Genomic DNA, 21,289 nt, shown 5'->3' on the forward strand with positions numbered 1-21,289 from the left:
ACCCCATTTATTTAAACTCGCATTGGCGAAGTTCAAAACATAATTGCTGTAGTATCTTTCCAATCTTCCCATGCTTTTTATGCATGAAGCGAATAAATCAGTTCATGGTTGGTTTGCCGCTTGCGCGCATTTCGTGAATCTTGGCCATGATCAACTCGGTTGCCGCATCCAGAGCTTCCGGTGACTTGTCACCTTCAAACCGAGATAGATCCACAGGTGCACCATAGATGATCTTCACTTTGCGAAAAAGCTTGTAATCTCCAATGATAGCAGCCGGTATGACCGTCGCCCCACTGCGGAGAGCGAAGCTTGCCGCACCCCGTTTGGCCGCCGTTGAATCGGAATTACGCGTCCCCTCAGGGAAAATGCCCATGATCTCACCCGTGCGCAATATCGTGAGCGCGGTTTTGATCGAATCTTTACTTACTCCGCCACGCTTGACCGGAAATGCTCCAAGCTGACGAACCAGCCATCCGAACACCGGGATGTTGAACAGTTCCGCTTTGGCCATGAACTTAACCTGGCGCTTGACGTGAATGCCGACAGATATCGGATCTCGAATGCTAATATGATTGCTGCAGATTAGCACGCCGCCTTCTGAAGGTATGTTATGTACGCCGACAGATTCGAATCTGTAGAGAATAGCGAACAAACCGCGGACCACCGCTCTGCAAAAAATATAAATCATGCCCATTTCTCCCCATCCCACTTAAGTTTCGCAATATGAAAGAATTGCTTCCACAACCTGGTTGATATCCATATGTGTCGTATCCAGTATGATGGCATCCTCTGCACATCGGAGCGGCGACACTTCACGTTCCTGGTCAAGCCTGTCACGTTCTGCGATATCTCTTTCCAGTTGTTCCAGCGATATACCTTCATCACTCAACTCATTGAAGCGGCGGAGAGCACGTTCCTCGACACTGGCCGTCATGAAAATCTTCACCTCGGCATCCGGCAAAACCGTAGTGCCGATGTCACGTCCATCCATGACAACGCCCTTGTCTCGTGCCATTTGCTGCTGTAAACGGACAAGCTTTATCCGCAAACCCTCGATTCGTGCATATTGGGATACCACTGCACTAACCTGATGTGAACGAATATATGGTGTGACGTCTTCCCCGTTCAGCCAGACCATTTGACCATGTTCATGCGGTTTTAATTCAATCACCATGTTTTGTGCGTGTTGAAGCACTTTTTCGGGATTTTCTGGAGAAATCCCTTGGTTCAGCATGAACCAGGTGACTGCCCTGTACATGGCTCCGGTATCCACGTAGATGTAATGGAGCCTGCTGGCTACCATACGCGCTACGGTGCTTTTACCCGCGCCTGCCGGACCGTCGATGGCAATATTAATTCTGTCGCGATAACCTGTCCCCTGCGTAACCAACGGGGCATTCCTCCTCAAACATATACCTCGAAATCGAAAGGGCTTACCATCCGTTACGGACGGGATCACCGTTTCTCTAGTGAAAACTTATAAGAAAGCGCGGATGAAACAAAGGCGCAATCTTATATTTCAAGAAAAAAGCAGGCGCCCGCCTGCGACGTGAAAATTATACCACACTAGCTAGAGTGATGCAAAAGAGAAGGGGTGTTTTCCCCCATCCAATCGTTTACATTTGGCTCGTTAACGGGAACACCCTCCATCTGCTGAATGGGCGAAATATAGGGCCGGCTAGGCTCATAATGTAATAGCAGCTGGGTGATCACCAGGGCAAGTACAAGCCAGATCAGCAGCTTAAGCAGCATGATTCCATATCGGTCATGCAGAGCTTGTCCCTTCTCTTCATGCTTAACTTCCAGTCTTGTTTTTTCAAGCAGACGGTCTTGATCGTTTACTACTTCTGACATGGCAGACAGCCCCTCCGGGACAATTTTTTCGGATAGTGTGCCACCGGCATGTCCTATTTATGCATTAACGATTGCGAAAATCAAACTGTCTCTCAAAACAATAACGAATCAGCTTCTGGCGCTCCATATCCGCGATCTGACTAAACTTCAGCATCACGATGCGTCGATTGGTAGGCAGCTCCTTCACCCTCACAACCTCGCCTTCAAACGGAACATGCTCCACGGATCCGTTCTTAAACGGGATGAGTATCCAGCATGTCAGTACACTCCCTTCCGTAATCGTATGATCCGGCTGCAGATAAAAGGATACGCCACCGCCGCCGACATCATCGGTTTTGGCTAAAAACTGGGTGCCTTCTTTGGTCATGACTGCTACCTCGAGCTCGGCTTGCACCCTTAGGAAGCTTCTTCTCTGTACCTTCGTAATTTGATCCTGCTCCGGCTTCTTGATCCGAACCAGACGAATAATATCCTCATGGTGACTCAGGACGTAGGAATTGAAGAAATTCTTAACTCCCCCTTCCGTTAAAAAATAAGCGGACAGCTCGTCCCCGATGTATAGCTTTTTCAGCTTGCCTGTTCCTTCTTGCAGCGGAACCTCCATATACATCGATTCGTCATCCATGTCGGAGATGCGGGATTTATATACAATATTGGCTTCCTTCTCATCCCCCGTATCCAACTGGATATAAAGGATGTCGTTAATCTTTGGATACAATGCGCTCACCCACTAATTCATCATAATCATTATTTTCCATTATATCATGGGATGCCGCGGTCCATAGGACAAAATCTTCAAATTAAGGTCGAATCCTGTCTAACCTTGGGAAACATGGGACTCTCCCCGCTCTTTCAGCTCCTTCATCCAAGCAAAAAGCCGATTCAGGTTATCTCCTGAACCGGCTTCAAACGCGCAATGCTTTGATTATCTAATTCCTGCCTGTGCATCCTTGACGACCTCAACCGTTTCCTCAAGGCCGGTATCCGAATTAATGTAAATTCGGTATTGGGACCCGTTGATTCGCCCGCCGAACTCATAACACAGAACATCCTCGGAGCGATCGTTTTTGATTAAGGCCTTACGGTGATAGAGCACTTTGAACTCAGGATTCAAGACCTTCTCCGCTTCGGCAAGACTAAGTTTCGGCTGCGGGATTTCTCGCTTGATTTGATGCTCGTACACAAAGTCGCTGGCCTGGAATCCAATGACATCCCCATTATCCAGAGCCGAACGAACGGTAATTTTTTCAGGGTAAATCAGCACGCCGTCCTCTTCGCGGACAAAGGAGAAGTTGGCCAGGTTGTCATATTGGTCCGCCGAAACAACCGTCATGTCGGAATAGCCTTTTTTTGTCAGGAATTGCTGGGCTTTGTCGATAGCATTTTGAACGGACACTTTCTTCGCACCAACATTCCGCTCATCTGTATAAGAGATCAGCTGTCCGCCTTTTTCGGTAAAGTCCATGCTGAGCATATGACCCTTCGGATGTTGCACCTTCGCCGTATAAGATACCCACTCGGTGCCACTGCCGTTCTTCGTCACTTGTACTTTGGCATTATTACCCACATCGGAGAACTTCAGCGCTTTACGCTTCACATCCGCTTCCGATATCGGCATACCCGCCAATTGCTTCACAGAACGGCGGTCATAAATGCTGCTTACCGATGGTCCCCAGTCAAGCTCAGGGTAGGACTCCACCTTTTTATCCACCGTTTTGAAGCCGTCAATAATGGAGTTGTCCTGGACTTTATTCGTAGCCAGAGCCGTCTCTACATCCATCCAGCGCAAACTGTTTGCGATAACCTTATTCTGCACATGCTGCAAATCCTTCGTAATTTCACCGGAGTTGGCGTACAAGGATTTCAACGTTTTGACTTCACCCTCACTGAGCGGCTCCTTCGTTAAATCGCGTACACCTGTTTTGTAAGCAAAATTTGAAATTCGGGAAAGGAACTCTTCCGTCTTGTTGAAAGGAAGGAGCGTAAGCGGCAGCTGGCTGATCTCATTCTGAGCCTGGCTGGTTAGGCGCCATACATTCATCAAGCCCTTCCGGTGCATCCCTTGGGAGGTAGAACTTACCGCAAGCGTATTGCCGAGCTCGGCATGAATCCTGTCCATATTGTACGACAAGTCATGGAATGCCCGTTGGTATTGGTTCTCCGCATTAATCAATATGGCGTTTTTCTCTTTATTCTCTTGATAACCCCATACCAGAGCCCCGATCAATAAAATTGTGGCCACAGGAAACAGAATAGCGCTTAATCGTTTGTACATGATGCTTATAGTCTCCTTTCTTCTACTCACTGCCGTTAGTTTGACTAGAAGAAAGAAGTCTTATGCATATCTGTATAATTCCTTCACCCTTTAGAAATCTTCCTCAATATCGAAGTGATCGCGATTGTTGCACAGACACTGCTTAAATCCGGTTTCGATCCGGCCCTGCTCCTTTTTTCCCCGCAGCACAAAACGTTCACCGCAATCCTTACAAAGAATTTTCACTTTTACACGCAAAAAAAGACACCTCCCTTTCTATGATTCCCTGGCTGTCAACCGAGGTCTATAGAAAGAAGTGTGCCCTGATTTGTTAAGTGTTAACCTCTTCCTCCCGCTTGATGAAACGAAAAGGAGAACGGTTGTTAGCTCTAGAAATTTTGCCCATGCCGCCATACCATAGCAGCACCATAAGCGGTACGATAAACCATACCCATGTGTGGGTCAGCAGATTCAGAATCAGGTCGTACAGACCATGCCACATCCAAGGCAGGAACAAGGATAGAACGAGAAAGAACCTTCTTCGTTTCCCTTCCGTGAACCTCGCATGTCCCATGTAGTATCCCATGATGACGCCAAACATCGCATGCCCCGAAACGGGCAGCAGGGCTCGCAAGAACATCGGACCAAAGGCTGCCTGGCTGTACCAGGCGTAAAGCAAGTTCTCTACCGTAGCAAATCCCAGCGATATCGCCACTGCATAAAGGATGCCGTCATAAGGCTCGTCAAATTCCGTATGGTTAAAAATAATATGGTACATCACGAACCATTTCAGAAATTCCTCAACGCCCGCCGAAACGAACAATGAGTTGACTACCGGATTGTCGCCAAGCCATAGTATCATTCCCCGCTGCAAAATCATAACCGGGAAAACGATCAGAACCCCTAGCATGAACACCTTGATCACCATGTGCAGGGGCTCTTGATCATACCTATCTTTCAGGTAAAAATACGTGAGCAATGCGAGTCCCGGCGCCAAAGCTGACGCAATTACCGAGAACACCAGCACTAAAATTCCCCTTCCGTTAGTTGCGGGCCTGAAGTCCGGCACGCACGCCCACCTTGATTAATGCTGACGCTGGAAGTGTGTACAGATAACCTCAATCGCTTGCTGAGGCATGACTTTCTTTCCGTATTCCTCCAGCATAGCCTCCGTTACTGAGGAGGATTCACCGAATTCAGCCAGCATCGCAATCACTGCCGGCAGCTTCTCGCTATCCAATTCCTCAGGATCGAAGTACAAAAACCATCTATCCATATAGTGATAGAGCTTACCCGCTCCGCCTACAAGATCCTTCAACATATGCGATGCTTCAATGAGCACTTCAAAATCTTGAAAAACATAGACGATAGTATCACTTTGATCCAGCGTTACTTCCATTTCATAAATCTCGTCCGGCATATCTTCTTCGGACAAGCCGCCGAAATGATGATCGTATTTCCCTCTCGTCACAATAACCACCATGCCCTGGGCAGGCAGTGCAAACACCTCAACGGCAAGAGGTCCGGTGGCATCAAATCCGAGTTCACTGTATGCCTGATCCATCATCTCCGTAAACAGGTCATAAACTTTCGGTATTTCCTGCCACATCTCTTCCTTCTGGATCCCTCGCTCACTCAGATCGTCAAACGTGAGGAAAATCCGTATCTTATCTTGACTCAAACGCTCTATTTTCATGACAGGATCCTCCTTACGTAAACAAAAGTTTATAACAAATTATGATGTCTGGATTATGACGTGATAAAAATGGTTTTATATAATTGATTTTATCATTTAATAACCACAAATGCACGCAAATATGTAGCTGAAGAAAAAAGAATCATTCACAGGGATTCATGTGGCCGCTCCCCGTGAATGATTCAAAATGGTTCATGCCGTTTACAAACCCGGTATGACGGTGTGGGTCTCTTTCAAAATCTGTTCGACTTCGTTCTTGACATCAGGGTTGTTTCGGATGAAATCCTTGACTTGTTTCAGGTTGGCAGCCTTCGAATGAGTCGATGTCTGTACCCCTGCAGTTCCATTGGAATGAGTGGAATCATGTCGGCCTGAACTGGGAGACACGCTTTCTTGGCTCGAGCCAGAGTACTTCTGGCTCTTAGTGCCCTGAATTTTACTCATCGCGGTATCCGCAAATCGGCCAAGATTCCCATCTTTCATCATCGAGGAGAAAAGTCTGCTGTTATTCCGGGAAATGATTCGGCATGCAACGGCACCGATAATGACACCATATAGAAATGACGAAGTCTTCACACATGATACCTCCTTCTATGATAAACTCGAGATTATTGTTCTCGCACCGCCAGAAACTCATGCTACATAAATACAGGAAAGTGAGATGGAATCATGGTTAGAAAACGAACAGCACTTCTGCTGGCTTGCTGCCTTATGCTCAGCGCATGCGGCAACAACGGAATGGATCAGAAGCAAAGCGCGGCCACGGAAGTCGGTAATGACAGAGCAGCGCAGCAAAATGAAACCTCTGGAGCAGTGTCCACTCCGAAAGAAGGTACCGAGAAGGCAACCGAAACAGACAAGCCTGAAGCCGAACCTGACGTGGATAAATCCGCGGACCCATCAGATGGAACCGACAAGAGTCCCGGTGCCGAGGCACCGGTTGAACCGAAGTATCACATGAATAAGGTGTATCGCATCGTCCCCAATGATGAGTCCGTCCCCGAAAAAGTAGTGCTGCTCACGTTTGATGACGGCCCAAAGGACGAAACCATGATCAACCAAATGATCGACACGCTGGACAAACATGATGCCAAAGCGATTTTCTTCGTCAATGGATACCGTGCGAAGGCGCATCCAGAGCTGTTGAAACTGATCCATGACCGCGGTCAAATCATTGGGAATCATTCCTGGGATCATATCGACCTAAAAAAAGAAACCAAACAGACAGTGAAGAAACAGATTGGGGATGTGCAGCAAATCGTTAAGGAAGCGACCGGATCGGAACCGAAGTTTTTCCGTCCTCCGTTCGGCTCCGGCGGAGATACTGTAAAGGAAGTTGCCCTGAATCATGACCTGCTGTTCATGACCTGGTCCAACGGTTCGCTCGATTGGGAAAGCAAAAATAAAAACAAACCCGATGCCGTAGTCAATAATGTGCTGGAACAGCTTCACCCTGGCAGCAACATTCTGATGCATGAGCTTCCGTGGACCGTAGAGGCCCTCGATACCTTACTGACCAAGCTTGAAGCCAAAGGGTATGGCTTCGTGGACCCGCAATTCATCGAACCTAAAATAAGATAATCCGAGAAAACACAAAAACCTTAATTCTACCGTCACCATCTGACGATCGAATTAAGGTTTTTTGCGTAGTGTAATCACATGATATTCTGCGGGACATTGCAAGCGCAGCGGGATATGCGAAGTGCCGAATCCCCGGCTGATCAGCATCCTGGAAGAATGCTTGGTTTCACCGGCCTTTCTCGGCAGCGTATACCATCCGGATTTAAACTTCTTGTAGAAACGTGTCAATCGAACGGCTCCTGCAACTGGCAGTACAATCTGCCCCCCATGGGTATGTCCCGCCAGCACGAGATCCCCATGCACCGCATCCTTGTCTTTGACCCATATTGGATCATGCACCAGAATAATGTGATACTGGTCTTCGGCTGCATTCCCCCGAAATCTTGTATACGGGTGCTTCCGGCTTGCCGGCTGCCTTACCCCGCTGAGAACCATAAGCTCGTTACTGCGCTTTAACGTAACGGTCTTGTCATTCAGCAGAGTAACGCCGCTCTCCCGTAATACTTTACGGACGGCGTCCTTGCCTGCATTCAAATCATGATTCCCCAAGACGGCATACACGGGTGCGATACGGACCAGCACCGACATATTATGCCTCATACGCTGAAGGGGCACGCCTCTTTCCGTAATATCTCCACCAAGCAATACGCAATCCACCGATGATAGATTGGATAATAGCTTTTCTTCTGATAATTGTCTGCGATGTATATCGGTAATGAACAATATCCGAAACCCGTCAAACGAGTGAGGGACACGTTCGGATACCACTTCTTCTTCACGCACCCGATAGCCCCTGGCTTCAGCCCTCATCCAGCCGATAGCGCCTGCACCAAGCGCCGCAGCACCTGCTATCCACATCAACACACTCATAATAACTCCTTTAACAATTCCTTTAATGGAGGCGCTCCGATAAGTCCCCACCACAGAAGACCCACCATTAACAATATGAAAATGACGATCAATGAGTTCACAAACCATTTGCTCATTCTTACGCGATACGAGGAATATGTATTCGTTCGTTTAGGAGCAGACGCTTCTTCCTCTGCTTGACGCTGGCGAGACCGGGTCGATCTGGAACGACTCAATCCATCCCCTATGCTGCTCCTCTGGTGCTTTTGTTCCACGGAACTTGTGGAGAGTGGCGATTTAGATCGACTCGATGTTTCATCTGCTTGTCGCGATTTCGCTGCCGCTCTTTTTTCTGATTGAGCCGTTGACTTGTTCTTGCGGCTTTTTTTTCGGCTCTGATGTCGCTGCATTCTGCTAAGTTCGTTCATGTTACTCTTTCCTCCGAAACCGAATCAACATTCCTGATATGAAATCAATCAGAAAATGGCACAGGATGGGCGCCCAAATGGTACCCGTTTGAATATAAACGTAACCCAGACCGTAACTGCTCAAGAAAACCCATCCGGTTGGAAGCCAATGTTTTAAATATCTGACATGAATTAGTGCGAACAAGATACTAGTCCAATATGGTCCAAACGCATGCTGGATGGCTCCTCGAAACAATAACTCCTCGCAGATGGATACGATCAGAGCTATAACAAAAATATGCCAAACCGGCCTTTTCCGGAACAACATTTCATTAATTCCGCCATCGTCCATACTATCCTCTGACACAAACCGGGATAATACAAAATCCACGACCAGCATTGCTGCAGCAAGTCCGAGTCCCCAATATACAAACTCGATATCCTTCGGAATGATAAAGAGCCCAAACGGATTCCTCTGCTGAAACAGGATCCAGATCAAACCTGCAATTAGCGTCAATGCTTGGGTAAGGTACAGATTAATAAGCAGCAGCCGATCATTTAATTGATGGGCCTCGATTCTTTTTACGCGTATTTTAAATTTTTTCATAGAAGATGGGCCTGTCTTTCATCTTGATTTTTAAAGATTATTTTCGTGGACAACCATAGTAATATCAGAATAATTCAATCATAGGCGGGCATATGCATCATAGCAAATTAACGGCATGACATTCAAGGCTAACCCTTGATTCTTCCCCTACTATAAGGCCTATGGACGGAATAAACACCTATTGACACAATGTTAGAGCCATGATACATTATGAAAAAATTAATCTGTGAAAACCGATGATGGAAAAGAGAAGCTGTAACGTCCTCAGAGAGCCGATGGTTGGTGTAAATCGGTGGCGTAAAAGTATTCTTAAGCGTTCCTGAGATATTTCGCTGAAACTTGAAGTAGGCGCAAATCGGATGATATCCGTTACCAATCATGGTCTGAACAGACCGCTTGAGGCTGCCGCATCTTGGCAGCGAATAAGGGTGGCACCACGAATAACTCTCGTCCCTTACTACGGAGGTAGTATGCGGATTGGGAGTTTTTTTATGTTCCTGTCTCTTTGCCACGACACCGCGTCAAACCTGTATAGACCTCTTGCAGCTCTATTGGAATCTTTGGTGTATAACGGAATACGCTCAGCGTAATCCTTATTCAATATTGCAATACCGCAATTTATAGAGGATTTTAAGGAGGAAGAGAAACCATGTTTAAAGTATTGGTATCGGATCCGATCAGTGATTTGGGGATCCAGCAATTAATGGATGCCGCCGATGTGCAGGTAGACAAAAAAACGGGGCTTAATGAAGATGAGCTCACTGCCATTATCGGTGAATATGACGGGCTCCTCGTACGGAGTCAGACACGTGTGACAGAACGCATTATGAATGCGGGAACCAATCTCAAGGTTGTCGGCCGTGCTGGTGTTGGCGTTGACAATATCGATCTTGAAGCCGCTACGAAACGCGGGATCGTTGTTATTAATGCGCCTGACGGTAACACGATTACCACTGCAGAGCATACATTTGCCATGATGATTGCCCTCGCCCGCCACATCCCGCAGGCCTATGCCAAGACGGTAGGCGGATCCTGGGACCGCAAATCCTTCCTCGGCGTTGAGCTGCGCAACAAAACGCTGGGCGTTATGGGAATGGGAAGGATCGGCAGTGAGGTAGCTAAACGCGCCAAGGCTTTCGGCATGAACATCCTTGCCTTCGATCCGTTCTTGACGGAAGAGCGTGCGGACAAACTGGGCGTGACACTCTCCTCGGTAGATAACATTATCCGCAGCGCAGACTTCATTACGGTCCATACTCCGCTTACGCCGGAAACCCGCCATATGATCGCAAGACCGCAATTCGAAGTCATGAAGCGCGGCATGCGCATCGTGAACTGCGCCCGTGGCGGCATTATTGACGAACGTGCCCTCGTGGAAGCCATCGATGAAGGCATTGTTGCCGGAGCCGCATTTGACGTGTTCGAACATGAGCCGCCTGAAAGCGATCATCCGTTCCTGAACCATCCAAAGGTTATTGTAACCCCGCATTTGGGTGCATCTACCGTTGAGGCTCAGGAGAACGTTGCGATTGATGTATCGGAACAAGTGCTTCATATCCTGCGCAACGAGCCGTTTAAGAATGCGGTCAACTTCCCGCTTGTAGCGGCTAGCGTGATGAACAAGCTGCAGCCATACTTCTCGCTCGGCGAGAAACTGGGCAGTGTAGCTGCTCAGATCACCGCACACGCGGTGAAGGAGATTCACGTTGACTATGCAGGCGAGCTGGCTGAAGTCGATACGCAAGCCCTGACCCGATACATCGTGAAGGGTGTGCTCGAACGCCACCTCGGAAGCGAAGTGAATATTGTAAACTCCATGCATTTGGCGAAGATCCGTGATCTGCACGTCGTTGTGTCCCAGACACCAAAAACCAAAGACTTTACCAACCTCGTTACCGTTACGCTTAAAACGCAAAACGGTTTGGAACGAATTGTTGCAGGTACCCTCCTGCTGGGTTACGGCGAACGGATCGTCCGTCTGGATAAATTCCCGGTCGATATCTCTCCGGAAGGTCATCTGATTCTGATCTCCCATAACGACAAACCGGGCCTTATCGGTCGTGTCGGAACGCTGCTCGGCGAGAACGATGTCAACATCGCCTCCATGCAGGTTGGACGTAAAGTCATCGGCGGGGAAGCCATCATGCTTCTGACGGTGGATAAAGACGTTCCTAAGGACGTTCTGATCAAGCTTACCGGGCTGCCGGAACTGAACACCGCGCAGCAAATCGCGCTGGGCTAAATTCAGGCCAATTTAAGATATAAGAGGTTAATCATTGTTCCACGTAGAACAAGATTAACCTCTTAATTTCAACAAAAAACACGCTCCCTGTGAGCGTGTTTTGTCTTTTGTGGAGACATTCCCTAAGTTTCTGCCGATTTTGTTGGAATGATCATCGTAAACACCGTTCCTTCGCCTACTTCACTTGTTGCGTTAATCGTACCATGATGCGCAATCACGATATTTTTCACGATGGCGAGGCCTATACCGGTTCCCACCGTCTCCCCCCGTACACGCGCTTTATCGGCCTTGTAGAATCGCTCAAAAACAAAAGGCAGATCCTCAGGCGGAATACCGACGCCTTGGTCGCTAATCTTCACCTGGAGAGCCTCTGTGTTCGATACGGTAATCCGATCCGCAATGATTCGAATCTGCTTGCCTGAAGGCGTATGACGAAAAGCGTTGTCCAGCAGATTGGTCAGCACCTGTTCTAGCTTATCTTCATCCGCCGCTTCGAGCAGAAGATTCGAGTGAAGTTTATTAAGCTGAAGATCAATACCACGCTCCTTGGCTCGAACAGTAAACTTCCGATATACCCTTTCACACAATTCACCTGCATCCATCTTCCGCAGGGACAGCTCTGCATGCCCCGCTTCCATACGGGTTAAATCAAGCAGATCCTTCACCAGTCGGCCCATACGAAGCGATTCCTCATGAATTACCTGTATCAATTCTCTGCTCTCTTCCGGTGAAGCTGCCATTCCGTCAAGCAGCGCTTCACTGTAGCCCTGCATCATGGACAGCGGTGTACGGATTTCATGCGACACGTTGGCGATGAAATCCGTACGCATTTTCTCCAGCGTAACTTGCTCGGTAATATCTCTTAACACGACAACGGCGCCGCGGATCACCTCATCCGAATATAAGGGAGCCATATGGGCTGACCATATTCCCTGCTTCACATGCAGGTCAGCGCTTTGGTCTTTTCCTTCGTTCACGGTGGCATAATAAAGCTCACTGAGCGGTTTTGGCATGACATCGGCCGCCCAGCCTCCGCCCTGCAGCTCATCATCCCATTGCAGCCCTTTCCAGGTTTTCATGATTTCCTGCCCTGGCGGGTTCACCAAAATGACCTGACCATGATTATCAAAAGTAATCACCGCGTCGCTCATGCTTCTCAGCACACTGGATAGATGCTCCTTCTCATGGTTCAAATTGCGGATATTCGTTTCCAGCTCTGCTGCCATATGGTTGAACGTATTGGCCAGCTCGCCAATCTCATCACTGGTTACCAAATTTAATCGAGTGCCATACTTCCCTTTACGGATGTCATTGGCTGCCTCAATGAGCTGCTGCATGGGCTGGGTAATCTTCGTTAACAGAAACAACCCGAAAAAGGTGGTCATCGAAAAACCAATAATGGCCACATAAGTAAATAAACGTTTGATGGCATCCGAATTCGCAAACGTGGTATCGATATAGGGGAGCAAAAATAATCCGAGCGTCAGCAGTACGCACGCGACTAAACAGGTTATCGTAATCCACAACTTGCCGACGAGTGATCTCCAGAAACTCACGTTACTTCGGTACCTCCAGCTTGTAGCCTACTCCCCATACGGTCGTAATCATCGCTGCGGATTCTGCGGATACCTTATTTAACTTCTCGCGCAGCCGCTTTACGTGGGTATCGACGGTGCGAAGATCGCCGAAAAATTCATAATTCCATACGTCCTTAAGCAGTTCTTCGCGCGAGAATACTTTGTCCGGGGACGAGGCTAGGTAGTGCAGAAGCTCATACTCCTTCGGCGTCAAGCTGATTTCATGCCCTCCGGCCGTCACGCGGTGAGCATCATGTTCAATGATCAAATGCGGGAAAACAATGCTGTTGCTTGGGTTCGGTTCCTTGCTCAAATAGGCCGTAGCGGACGAGCGGCGTAAAATCGCTTTAACACGATAGATCACCTCGCGCGGACTGAACGGCTTCACAACATAATCGTCGGCCCCCACTTCAAATCCCTGTACGCGATTGATCTCCTCACCCTTGGCAGTCAGCATGAGAATAGGCGTAGACTTTACCTGACGGAGACGTGTGCACACTTCGACACCATCCATCCCGGGCAGCATCACATCCAGAATAACGAGCCCGTAGTCTTCGGAACTTGCTTTGCGAAGAGCAGTTTCTCCATCCTCCGCCTCTTCGATTTCATACCCTTCCTTCTCCAAATACATTTTTAACAATCGGCGAATTCGTTCTTCATCATCAACAACTAGTATGCGATTTCCGTGCTCTGACATTGGCAGCCAACTCCTTCATTTTTATAGGGAAAATCAGAAGTGGCCCTCTTGATTAAGAAAGGGCCCTTCTGATTGATCATTCACTGCTATTCGATTTACATTAATCGGTTCCCGCATAGGAATGCAGACCCGCGATTATCAAGTTGACGCCGACCAGCGTAAACATGACCACGATAAAGCCGATAACGGACAGCCAGGACGAATATTTACCCTGCCAGCCGCGCGATAGCCGGAGATGAAGGTACACGCTGTAGAACAACCATGTAATAAGCGCCCATACTTCCTTCGGATCCCAGCCCCAGAACCGGCCCCAGGCAATTTCTGCCCAGATCATGGCGAATATGAGACCTCCCAGTGTAAATACCGGGAACCCAATCGCAATGGCTCGATAACTGATTTCATCCAGATCGTCCGGATCCAATCTATTAAGGGCAGGCTGAATGAACTTGGCCAGCGGCTTGCGCAGGATAAGGCGGAGCAATCCGTACAGGATCAACCCCGTGATCAGCGACCATATCACCGTATTCAGCTTACGTCCAGCGTTCACGCCGTGCATCCAGGACGGAGCTTCCATGAGTGGAGATTTCATGCCCAAGAAGGGCTGCATGCTCTCCGTTTCGCTTTTATAAGGTGCGACAAGCGGTGGCATGTTATATTCCACTTTTACTATTGTACTATTTTCTGTCTTCGGGTCAACCAAAGTCTGGTTAAATTCAGCCTGATATCCGCTCGCACGGAAGCTGTATACCGACAAAATAAATCCGATCAGGATCACGATGGCAAACATGCAGAGTTCAAGCCAGCGCTGTTCCTTGCGCGCGCCTTTGTCTGTTCCGCTAAAGTTAACGGTACGGAGCAAGTGCATCAGGCCGGCGATAAAACCGACCGCAAAAAATGCATCGCCCAGTGCAGCCAAGGTTACGTGAATCCCCAGCCAATAGGACTGAAGCGAAGGAATCAGCGGCTGCACCTCCTGCGGAAACACAGCAGCATACGCCATGATCAGAATAGCCAACGGCAGTGCAAACAATCCGAGCAGCGATTTTTTGTAGATAAAATAAAGTACGAGGAAGGCAATCATGATTGCCATGGACAAGAAGGTCATAAACTCATACATGTTGCTGACAGGCACATGTCCAGAGCCCGCCCATCTCGTAAAGAAGTACAGCAGATGTCCGATCAAACCGATCGATGCCGTCACAAATGCAATCTTCCCCCATTTAGCCAAATGGGCTTCCGGGTCCCGCTTGCGGAACCGTCGTCCCATAACGGCAAGTGCATACATGATAAATGCCGCACAATACAAGGTAAAAGCAACGATAAATGCGTTGCCGCTAAAATCAATTAGTTTCATGCTTAGTCCCCCTGTTATTCTCCAATGACTTTTCATCGACTTCGATATTCATTTGCTTGAGGATCGCGGAGATCTCCTTGCGAAGCCCAAACCAGTTCTTGTTCGTATGTGCGCCAAGGGTCAGCGTTCCGTTATCAATACGCAGCCAGATCCGGCGATGGGTGAAATAAAAGCCCATGATCAGGCCGAGCATACCGATAAAACAACCAATCCAAATGAACGGCATGGCTTTATCCACACGAATATTCAGATAAGTCGTAGATTCCGAAAAGTCCACATCGTCCATGCTCCGTACATCCAGTTGTACGAGCGCTTCCCCACCCGCCAGCTGTGCATTGATCGCTTCCTGATTAAAGCGTTCCTTGTCAATCTGTTTAGGGAAGTAGAAGTATTGAATGCCTTCCTTCGGCAGTTCAGGTCCCTTAATCAGAAATAAGAATGCAGGCGCATTCGGGTTAGGTGACAGGTTTACCGGTTTGCCGTTATCGCCGAGTCCAAAATCGGTAAAGGATTGTGTAAGCGTTAACGTATATTCTCCCGCCTGATACTCTCTTTGAGGATCGTCGATCGACAAGGTGATTTTGCCGTATTCCTTCCCGTTCTTACTGTTAATCAGCACCGGCGAAACCGAACGGAGAATCGGGGTCAGATCATAATCGAATTGATAAGCTTTTAACCCTTTGTAATTAAGAGGATGATTCACCTCGATATTATGGCGTGTCAATTCCACGAGCTGAGGTTTTTTATCAAAATCGTCGCAATTGGCCTCGCACATATACAGGATCGCCTGGGTTTGGAACTCCTTCGGCAGTACTTTATTCTTGCCTTTGAATTCCTCAGGCATATCGTCCTCGGTGTAGAACTCCACCTTAAAGCCATCGTTCAATAAATAGTAACTGGTGTTCTTGATGTGCACCGGTTCATCTTGAGGGAAAGCCATGTGCTCGTCCATATGCAGTCCGGGAAGATTCCGTCCAAGAACTGCAAGCAGGAAAACAATCAGACCGATATGAAGAACATAGGGGCCCCAGCGGCTGAACCGCTGCTTCTCTGCCAGTAGGGTTCCGCCATCCGTTCGCACTCGGTAACCCTTCTTTTTAATGATTGGCTTCACCCGTTCAACCCAGTCGGCACCGTCTTCATCAACATGCCCTTGGTATACCACCTTCTGGCGGGTAAGGAAGGACATGTGCTTCGGAATCCGCTGTCTGCTGAGCGCTTTGTACAGGGGCAGGACCCGGTCAAGACTGCAAATGACAAGCGATGCGCCGATCATGACAAGCAGCAGCACGAACCACCATGACGTGTATGTATGAGACAGCCCGAGCAAGTAATAAATATGCCCCAGCTGTCCGTACTCCTCTTTGTAATAAACTGAGGGGTCAATATTAAGGAATGTACTTTCCTGCGGAAAGATGGTCCCCAGCGAGGAGCCGATCAAGGTAAGCAATATCAGATATATTGCTACTTTTACCGAAGAAAAGAAATTCCATACCCTATCGATCATACCGGGGTTTACTTTCTGTGATCGACGAGCAACGCCGTCATACCGCATTTCCAGAATCGGCTGGGCCTCCGCTTCCTCGGTCAGCGGCTTCCCGCAAGCCTCGCAGAGGACCGTCCCCGTTGGATTCTGGTGTCCACAATCACACTTCGTGTTCTGGATCAAAGGCTTGGGACCTTGACTCATTTCGCATTCACCAACTGTTCAATTTGTTTATCAAGGGTGTTCAAATCCAGTTCGCCTATACGAATATGGTCAATCTTGCCAGAGGCCGTAACAAAAAAGGTGGTTGGCATGGGCCCAACCCCATAGCTGGCAACAGCATTCCGTTTCGGATCCATCAGTATGGGGAACTTCACGCCGGTTTGAGCAACGAAATTCTCAACGGTCATTTTGTTCTCTCCCACATTAATTCCGATGATCTCAACGCCTTGACTGCTCCATTTCTCCCACTGAGCTTGTAGAGCCGGCATTTCCCGCACGCATGGCGGACAGTAGGTGCCCCAGAAATTAATCACCCTGGCCTTACCCTGGTATTCACTCATGGTATGTACGCCGCCATCCATGCCTAGAAGTTCAAAATCCGCTGCCTTTTGACCCACTTTGGGAACCTCATCAGAGCCGAATACAACGGTTGCAACGGCGTACACTCCGATCAGGATAATGGCAAGCAGAATCACAATCTGTACGCTTTTCTTTGATTTGCCCATAAAGCAGCAGCTTCCTTTCTATGACATTCATCATATCGTATACTACGGGTGTGAACATCCTATGAACAATTATAACGAAATTTGTCATAAACGCCGCTCGCCATTTTGAATATTATGTGTCGGGTTTAACGTTTTCTCTTCGGTTTCCCGCCCGGCTTAGCGGCTTTCGCCATCTGCAAAAGCTGGTTGATTTCATCCGCAGTCAAATGGCGGTACAAGCCCCGTTTTAAATTTTGCAGCAGCAGATCACCGTAAGATATACGCTTCAATCGCGTTACCGGATGGGAAATCGCTTCGAACATCCTTCTCACTTGACGGTTGCGGCCCTCATGAATGGTAATCGATATGACGGATTGTTTATTATCCGGATCCACATCCTTATACTCCACCTCGGCAGGAGACGTCATGCCGTCTTCCAGCATAATCCCTTGGCGAAGCTTGTCCAGTTCGGTGCCATGGGGCACCCCTTTCACGGTAGCCAAATAAGTCTTGGGTACATGATATTTAGGGTGGCTGAGCAGATTGGCAAATTCGCCGTCATTGGTCAGCAGCAGGAGTCCTTCTGTATCATAGTCCAAACGTCCAATCGGATATACCCGCTCTTTAATGCCCTTGAGATAATCCGATACAATTTTTCGGCCTTCGGGATCAGAAGCGCTTGTAATGACTCCCTTCGGCTTATTCAGCATAATGTATACCTTTTTCTCATTCTTTATCGGTTTGCCTGAAACCGTAATGATATCCTGGGCTGGATCGGCCTTCGTGCCGAGTTCGGTAACGGTCTCTCCGTTTACCTGCACCTTGCCTTCAAGAATCAATTCCTCGCACTTGCGGCGGGAAGCGACTCCGGCCTGTGCCATAATTTTCTGTAATCTCTCCATGTTCGTTAGGTCACCTCATTCCTAATGATAACCATCGACAGGATAAATCACAAGCGCGTTCCATGGAAAATGTGCCCCGGGACAGGTGTCGGAGTGAGGAAACAAGTATAACGGGGAAATATCATGGAGTCTGGATAGCTCCAAAATGATTTTGCTGGCGGTGAACAGCTGTGTTTTCTGGTCCAGCGACATGGACTGGTAGCCAATATTGAAGTCGCCCTCAAGACAGATGTGAATCTGTCCCGGCTGAACCAGCATGGATGAAGAAGAGACCGAGCCGTCCTGATGGATTTTAAAATCCCAGTTCAGCGGTTCCCGCTCGCACACGGTATGATGAATAACAAAACCCTCGAATTCCATTGCATCACCCCTACTACAATTTGTAACTGCAGCAGTATATGACGCGATGGAATCGAGGGTATAGGCATACGTCATGTTACATAGAAAAAACGCTCCGTCTTACTCAGACAGCCCGCATGTCTTAATTATCCAAACACCAGCAGACATACGGCAATCGCCGCAATAAAACCGATCAAATCGGAGAACAGCCCCACCTTCAGCGCATACCTGCCATTCCGGATACCCACGGCGCCAAAATAGACGGTCAGAACGTACAAAGTCGTGTCCGTGCTTCCTTGTATGGTCGAAGCAATTCGGCCAATCATGGAATCCGGACCGTATGCGCGGATCAGCTCAGTCGTGTAAGCGAGAGAGCCTGTGCCCGTCAACGGCCTGAGAATTCCCAAAGGCAAAATCTCGCTCGGTACGCCTAGCGATTGCAGAAAGGGGCCCGTCCAACCCACAAAAAACTCAAGCGCACCGGAAGACCGAAATACGCTAATGGCAACCATCATGCCGACCAAGTGCGGGATAATCCCAATCGCTGTGGAGAAGCCGTCCTTGGCTCCATCCACAAACGATTCATATACGGGCACTTTGCGCGTATAAGCATAAAGCGGAATGAATGCGATAATAATGGGAATAGACCAAGCGGATACGAGATTAATCCATGATAGCAACCCTCATCACCCCTTCACATCCGGGTTCAGGCTTGTACCGATTCCCGGCGGCTTCTGGCGGCGTATCGTCCGTCTTCGATACCATCGGTCAGCCATTATGGCGGCCGCCGTTGCAATCGCAGTGGCCAAAAGCGTGGTACCGACGATTTCCGAAGGATTAGCGGACTCATAATTTAACCTGATTGCGATTAGCGTTGTCGGTATCAGCGTAATGCTGGCCGTGTTTAATGCAAGCAGCGTACACATCGCCGGAGAAGCTGTTTCCTTATCCGGGTTTAACTTCTGAAGCTCCTGCATCGCTTTGATTCCCATCGGAGTTGCCGCATTGCCCAGACCGAACAAATTGGCGCTCATGTTAGACAGTATATATCCCATAGCGGGATGATTCTTCGGTACATCCGGGAACAGGAAGCGGACAACCGGGCCCAGCAGCTTGGCAACCTTCTTCAGCAGGCCCGCGTCCTCTGCCAGGCGCATCATGCCAAGCCAGAACACCAGTATGCTGATGAGACCGAAGGAGACAGTCACTCCCGTCTGGGCTCCGTCAAATGCGGCTTTTGTAACACTTTCGATATTCCCGTTCACTGCCGCAAAGCAAACGCCGATCAGTATCATCCCCATCCAAATCAAATTGATCATCTCTTCGCCCCCGTTTGCTGCCCCCGCTCCGTGAGAATCCACGATCTCTTTAGCGAAGGCTAGTTATGATTTGGCCCTGAACAGATGCCTAAGCACCTCTCCTGCAGACTGCCACAGCGACAACGAACCGAGTGGTCCGGATGTGCTTCTTGACTTCTGCAAGACCTCAGGGACTTCAGGAAGCTTGCTTCCTTCCGCATAGACTGGAATTTTGCCGATGCTGACATTATCGAGCAGCAGTTCAATATGACCCCGTAGTCCGAAAGACAAGTCGGGTGTGCTCGCTTTATGCAGGACCAGTTTCTTCACCAAGCGTGCTTCCTCATCATGCGCGAACGCATACGTAAAGGAACTGCCCGTGACGAGTGGATAGCCCTGGATCTTCTGCCCTTTCTCCGTAACCTTTTTCAGTGGAAAATGGGCAAATCCGTAATCCAGCATCTTGGAATGATCATTCCAATCGTTGCCGTCGTTCAGCGTGACCGCCGCAATCTGCTGACCGTTTCGGGTGGCAGAGCTCACCAGGCAGCGGAATGCTTTTTTGGTGTAACCGGTTTTGACGCCGTCCGCCCCCTCGTAGAAACGAAGCATCTTGTTTTTGTTATCCCATTTGTAGTCCCACGCTTCATTCGGATTGGGCGCTTTCTTGGTCGGGGTTTTGACAATCTCGCTAAAGACAGGGTTCTTGAGGGCATAGGCCGTCAGTTTGGCTACGTCATTAGCAGAAGAGTAATGTTCATCATGATCCAGTCCATGGGGATTCATAAAATGCGAGTTCGTCAAGCCGAGCCCGGCCGCCTTCTCGTTCATCAGCAACACAAAGCCTTCTTCCGTCCCCCCGACATGTTCGGCAATGGCCGTCGCGGCATCGTTGCCTGATCGCAGCATTAAGCCGTACAGCAGATTCTCAAGCCTCATTTCCTCACCAAGCTTCAGGAAGATCGAGGAGCCCTCTTTGGCAAAAGCATTTTTGGAGATCTTGACACGATCGTCCAGCTTGCCGTGTTCAATTGCCACGATGGCTGTCATGATCTTGGTCAGACTAGCGATTCTTAAACGCTCGTCCCCGTTCTTACTGTACAGCACTCTGCCGGAAGTGACATCAATCAGTGCAGCTGCCTGCGCATGATTGGCGGGGCCATTCTCATGATCTGCATGCACGGGGACAGCCGTAACCAGCAAGCAGCTTATGGCAATTAACATGGATAACAAAGACTTGCAGTTCGTCCATTTCATTTTCATCATCTTATCCTCCGGTGTTCAGAAATCTTGTACAAGTATATGTCGTTCACGCTAAAGGTATGTCCATTTCGCAATAGAAACGTCTGTCGACGTACTTTCACCAAGACCGCCCCCCATTAAAGTGAAGTTTTTCCAGCAATCAACGGTTTGAGTTTAGCCTCGGCTGAAAGCTTATA

Annotated in this window: 24 protein-coding genes and 1 other annotated feature; of the genes, 2 read left to right on the forward strand and 22 right to left on the reverse strand. The window is 48.7% G+C overall.

The window, feature by feature from the left end; all coding sequences use genetic code 11:
- Positions 1 to 97: 97 nt before the first annotated feature.
- The 9 genes from AB4124_RS09720 to AB4124_RS09760 all read right to left on the reverse strand — a co-directional run bounded on the left by AB4124_RS09720 (position 98) and on the right by AB4124_RS09760 (position 6,380).
- Entirely contained in the window at positions 98 to 688 is a 591-nt protein-coding gene (locus tag AB4124_RS09720) for a lysophospholipid acyltransferase family protein (protein WP_441972615.1), read from the reverse strand.
- A gap of 21 nt (positions 689 to 709) precedes the next feature.
- A complete protein-coding gene (gene cmk, locus AB4124_RS09725; RefSeq protein WP_441972617.1) occupies positions 710 to 1,390 on the reverse strand; it encodes a (d)CMP kinase in 681 nt (226 codons plus the stop codon).
- 176 nt (positions 1,391 to 1,566) lie between these two features.
- Positions 1,567 to 1,854, reverse strand: coding sequence for a DUF5359 family protein (locus tag AB4124_RS09730; protein WP_076320950.1), 288 nt, complete (start codon positions 1,852 to 1,854; stop codon positions 1,567 to 1,569).
- Positions 1,855 to 1,918: 64 nt separating this feature from the next.
- Positions 1,919 to 2,572, reverse strand: coding sequence for a flagellar brake protein (locus AB4124_RS09735; RefSeq protein ID WP_441973031.1), 654 nt, complete (start codon positions 2,570 to 2,572; stop codon positions 1,919 to 1,921).
- A gap of 207 nt (positions 2,573 to 2,779) precedes the next feature.
- On the reverse strand, positions 2,780 to 4,129 hold the full coding sequence (gene ypeB / locus AB4124_RS09740; protein WP_339272147.1) for a germination protein YpeB: 1,350 nt from the start codon (positions 4,127 to 4,129) through the stop codon (positions 2,780 to 2,782).
- A 90-nt stretch (positions 4,130 to 4,219) separates the two neighbouring features.
- Positions 4,220 to 4,366 carry a hypothetical protein gene (locus tag AB4124_RS09745; RefSeq protein WP_009595221.1) on the reverse strand — a complete coding sequence of 49 codons (147 nt, stop codon included), beginning with the start codon at positions 4,364 to 4,366 and terminating at the stop codon, positions 4,220 to 4,222.
- Between the two features lie 73 nt (positions 4,367 to 4,439).
- A complete protein-coding gene (gene prsW / locus AB4124_RS09750) occupies positions 4,440 to 5,135 on the reverse strand; it encodes a glutamic-type intramembrane protease PrsW (protein ID WP_076320947.1) in 696 nt (231 codons plus the stop codon).
- A gap of 57 nt (positions 5,136 to 5,192) precedes the next feature.
- Positions 5,193 to 5,804, reverse strand: coding sequence for a genetic competence negative regulator (locus AB4124_RS09755; RefSeq protein WP_076320946.1), 612 nt, complete (start codon positions 5,802 to 5,804; stop codon positions 5,193 to 5,195).
- Positions 5,805 to 6,005: 201 nt separating this feature from the next.
- Positions 6,006 to 6,380: a hypothetical protein gene (locus AB4124_RS09760; RefSeq protein ID WP_379416131.1), complete on the reverse strand. Its 375-nt coding sequence runs from the start codon at positions 6,378 to 6,380 to the stop codon at positions 6,006 to 6,008.
- 93 nt (positions 6,381 to 6,473) lie between these two features.
- On the opposite strand from AB4124_RS09760, the gene AB4124_RS09765 reads away from it, so the two are divergent.
- Complete coding sequence (locus tag AB4124_RS09765) at positions 6,474 to 7,385, forward strand: polysaccharide deacetylase family protein (protein ID WP_441972620.1); 912 nt, start codon at positions 6,474 to 6,476, stop codon at positions 7,383 to 7,385.
- A 51-nt stretch (positions 7,386 to 7,436) separates the two neighbouring features.
- Here AB4124_RS09765 and AB4124_RS09770 read toward each other — a convergent pair whose 3' ends face one another.
- From AB4124_RS09770 to AB4124_RS09780, 3 genes are all read right to left on the reverse strand, one after another.
- Positions 7,437 to 8,255, reverse strand: a complete 819-nt coding sequence (locus AB4124_RS09770) for a metallophosphoesterase (protein WP_339272144.1) — start codon at positions 8,253 to 8,255, stop codon at positions 7,437 to 7,439.
- A complete protein-coding gene (locus tag AB4124_RS09775) occupies positions 8,252 to 8,470 on the reverse strand; it encodes a hypothetical protein (RefSeq protein WP_339272143.1) in 219 nt (72 codons plus the stop codon). The genes AB4124_RS09770 and AB4124_RS09775 overlap by 4 nt, the downstream gene beginning before the upstream one ends.
- A 193-nt stretch (positions 8,471 to 8,663) precedes the next feature.
- Positions 8,664 to 9,248: a CPBP family intramembrane glutamic endopeptidase gene (locus AB4124_RS09780; protein ID WP_076320941.1), complete on the reverse strand. Its 585-nt coding sequence runs from the start codon at positions 9,246 to 9,248 to the stop codon at positions 8,664 to 8,666.
- A gap of 227 nt (positions 9,249 to 9,475) precedes the next feature.
- Positions 9,476 to 9,706: a binding site (T-box leader), on the forward strand.
- A 191-nt stretch (positions 9,707 to 9,897) separates the two neighbouring features.
- Between AB4124_RS09780 and serA the strand changes: the two genes are divergently transcribed.
- A complete protein-coding gene (gene serA, locus AB4124_RS09785) occupies positions 9,898 to 11,490 on the forward strand; it encodes a phosphoglycerate dehydrogenase (RefSeq protein WP_441972622.1) in 1,593 nt (530 codons plus the stop codon).
- Between the two features lie 122 nt (positions 11,491 to 11,612).
- Here serA and AB4124_RS09790 read toward each other — a convergent pair whose 3' ends face one another.
- The 10 genes from AB4124_RS09790 to AB4124_RS09835 form a co-directional block, all read right to left on the reverse strand.
- A complete protein-coding gene (locus AB4124_RS09790; RefSeq protein WP_441972624.1) occupies positions 11,613 to 13,046 on the reverse strand; it encodes an ATP-binding protein in 1,434 nt (477 codons plus the stop codon).
- A 1-nt stretch (position 13,047) separates the two neighbouring features.
- Entirely contained in the window at positions 13,048 to 13,764 is a 717-nt protein-coding gene (locus AB4124_RS09795) for a response regulator transcription factor (protein WP_009595176.1), read from the reverse strand.
- A gap of 100 nt (positions 13,765 to 13,864) precedes the next feature.
- Positions 13,865 to 15,118 carry a c-type cytochrome biogenesis protein CcsB gene (gene ccsB, locus AB4124_RS09800; protein ID WP_441972626.1) on the reverse strand — a complete coding sequence of 418 codons (1,254 nt, stop codon included), beginning with the start codon at positions 15,116 to 15,118 and terminating at the stop codon, positions 13,865 to 13,867.
- A complete protein-coding gene (gene resB / locus AB4124_RS09805; protein WP_441972628.1) occupies positions 15,105 to 16,808 on the reverse strand; it encodes a cytochrome c biogenesis protein ResB in 1,704 nt (567 codons plus the stop codon). The genes ccsB and resB overlap by 14 nt, the downstream gene beginning before the upstream one ends.
- The gene (locus AB4124_RS09810; protein ID WP_441972630.1) at positions 16,805 to 17,332 is read right to left on the reverse strand and encodes a redoxin domain-containing protein; all 528 of its coding nucleotides are present in this window, start codon (positions 17,330 to 17,332) and stop codon (positions 16,805 to 16,807) included. The genes resB and AB4124_RS09810 overlap by 4 nt, the downstream gene beginning before the upstream one ends.
- A gap of 125 nt (positions 17,333 to 17,457) precedes the next feature.
- Complete coding sequence (locus tag AB4124_RS09815; RefSeq protein ID WP_071223906.1) at positions 17,458 to 18,213, reverse strand: pseudouridine synthase; 756 nt, start codon at positions 18,211 to 18,213, stop codon at positions 17,458 to 17,460.
- 21 nt (positions 18,214 to 18,234) lie between these two features.
- Entirely contained in the window at positions 18,235 to 18,573 is a 339-nt protein-coding gene (locus tag AB4124_RS09820) for an N-acetylmuramoyl-L-alanine amidase (protein ID WP_441972632.1), read from the reverse strand.
- 125 nt (positions 18,574 to 18,698) lie between these two features.
- Positions 18,699 to 19,232 (reverse strand): spore maturation protein, encoded by a 534-nt coding sequence (locus AB4124_RS09825; RefSeq protein ID WP_076320934.1) that lies wholly within the window; start codon positions 19,230 to 19,232, stop codon positions 18,699 to 18,701.
- Between the two features lie 6 nt (positions 19,233 to 19,238).
- Entirely contained in the window at positions 19,239 to 19,871 is a 633-nt protein-coding gene (locus tag AB4124_RS09830; RefSeq protein WP_076320933.1) for a nucleoside recognition domain-containing protein, read from the reverse strand.
- A gap of 63 nt (positions 19,872 to 19,934) precedes the next feature.
- Positions 19,935 to 21,116, reverse strand: coding sequence for a D-alanyl-D-alanine carboxypeptidase family protein (locus AB4124_RS09835; protein ID WP_441972635.1), 1,182 nt, complete (start codon positions 21,114 to 21,116; stop codon positions 19,935 to 19,937).
- Between the last annotated feature and the right edge of the window lie 173 nt (positions 21,117 to 21,289).

It is taken from the genome of Paenibacillus sp. 2KB_20, assembly GCF_052115765.1.
Lineage (GTDB): Bacteria > Bacillota > Bacilli > Paenibacillales > Paenibacillaceae > Paenibacillus_AQ.

Coding starts and splice junctions, on each gene's coding strand:
- AB4124_RS09720 (WP_441972615.1), bottom strand. CDS start 688: ATGATTTATATTTTTTGCAGAGCGGTGGTCCGCGGTTTGTTCGCTATT.
- AB4124_RS09835 (WP_441972635.1), bottom strand. CDS start 21,116: ATGATGAAAATGAAATGGACGAACTGCAAGTCTTTGTTATCCATGTTA.
- AB4124_RS09730 (WP_076320950.1), bottom strand. CDS start 1,854: ATGTCAGAAGTAGTAAACGATCAAGACCGTCTGCTTGAAAAAACAAGA.
- AB4124_RS09815 (WP_071223906.1), bottom strand. CDS start 18,213: ATGGAGAGATTACAGAAAATTATGGCACAGGCCGGAGTCGCTTCCCGC.
- AB4124_RS09770 (WP_339272144.1), bottom strand. CDS start 8,255: ATGAGTGTGTTGATGTGGATAGCAGGTGCTGCGGCGCTTGGTGCAGGC.
- resB (WP_441972628.1), bottom strand. CDS start 16,808: ATGAGTCAAGGTCCCAAGCCTTTGATCCAGAACACGAAGTGTGATTGT.
- AB4124_RS09810 (WP_441972630.1), bottom strand. CDS start 17,332: ATGGGCAAATCAAAGAAAAGCGTACAGATTGTGATTCTGCTTGCCATT.
- ypeB (WP_339272147.1), bottom strand. CDS start 4,129: ATGTACAAACGATTAAGCGCTATTCTGTTTCCTGTGGCCACAATTTTA.
- AB4124_RS09765 (WP_441972620.1), top strand. CDS start 6,474: ATGGTTAGAAAACGAACAGCACTTCTGCTGGCTTGCTGCCTTATGCTC.
- AB4124_RS09755 (WP_076320946.1), bottom strand. CDS start 5,804: ATGAAAATAGAGCGTTTGAGTCAAGATAAGATACGGATTTTCCTCACG.
- AB4124_RS09780 (WP_076320941.1), bottom strand. CDS start 9,248: ATGAAAAAATTTAAAATACGCGTAAAAAGAATCGAGGCCCATCAATTA.
- AB4124_RS09820 (WP_441972632.1), bottom strand. CDS start 18,573: ATGGAATTCGAGGGTTTTGTTATTCATCATACCGTGTGCGAGCGGGAA.
- AB4124_RS09795 (WP_009595176.1), bottom strand. CDS start 13,764: ATGTCAGAGCACGGAAATCGCATACTAGTTGTTGATGATGAAGAACGA.
- AB4124_RS09830 (WP_076320933.1), bottom strand. CDS start 19,871: ATGATCAATTTGATTTGGATGGGGATGATACTGATCGGCGTTTGCTTT.
- serA (WP_441972622.1), top strand. CDS start 9,898: ATGTTTAAAGTATTGGTATCGGATCCGATCAGTGATTTGGGGATCCAG.
- ccsB (WP_441972626.1), bottom strand. CDS start 15,118: ATGAAACTAATTGATTTTAGCGGCAACGCATTTATCGTTGCTTTTACC.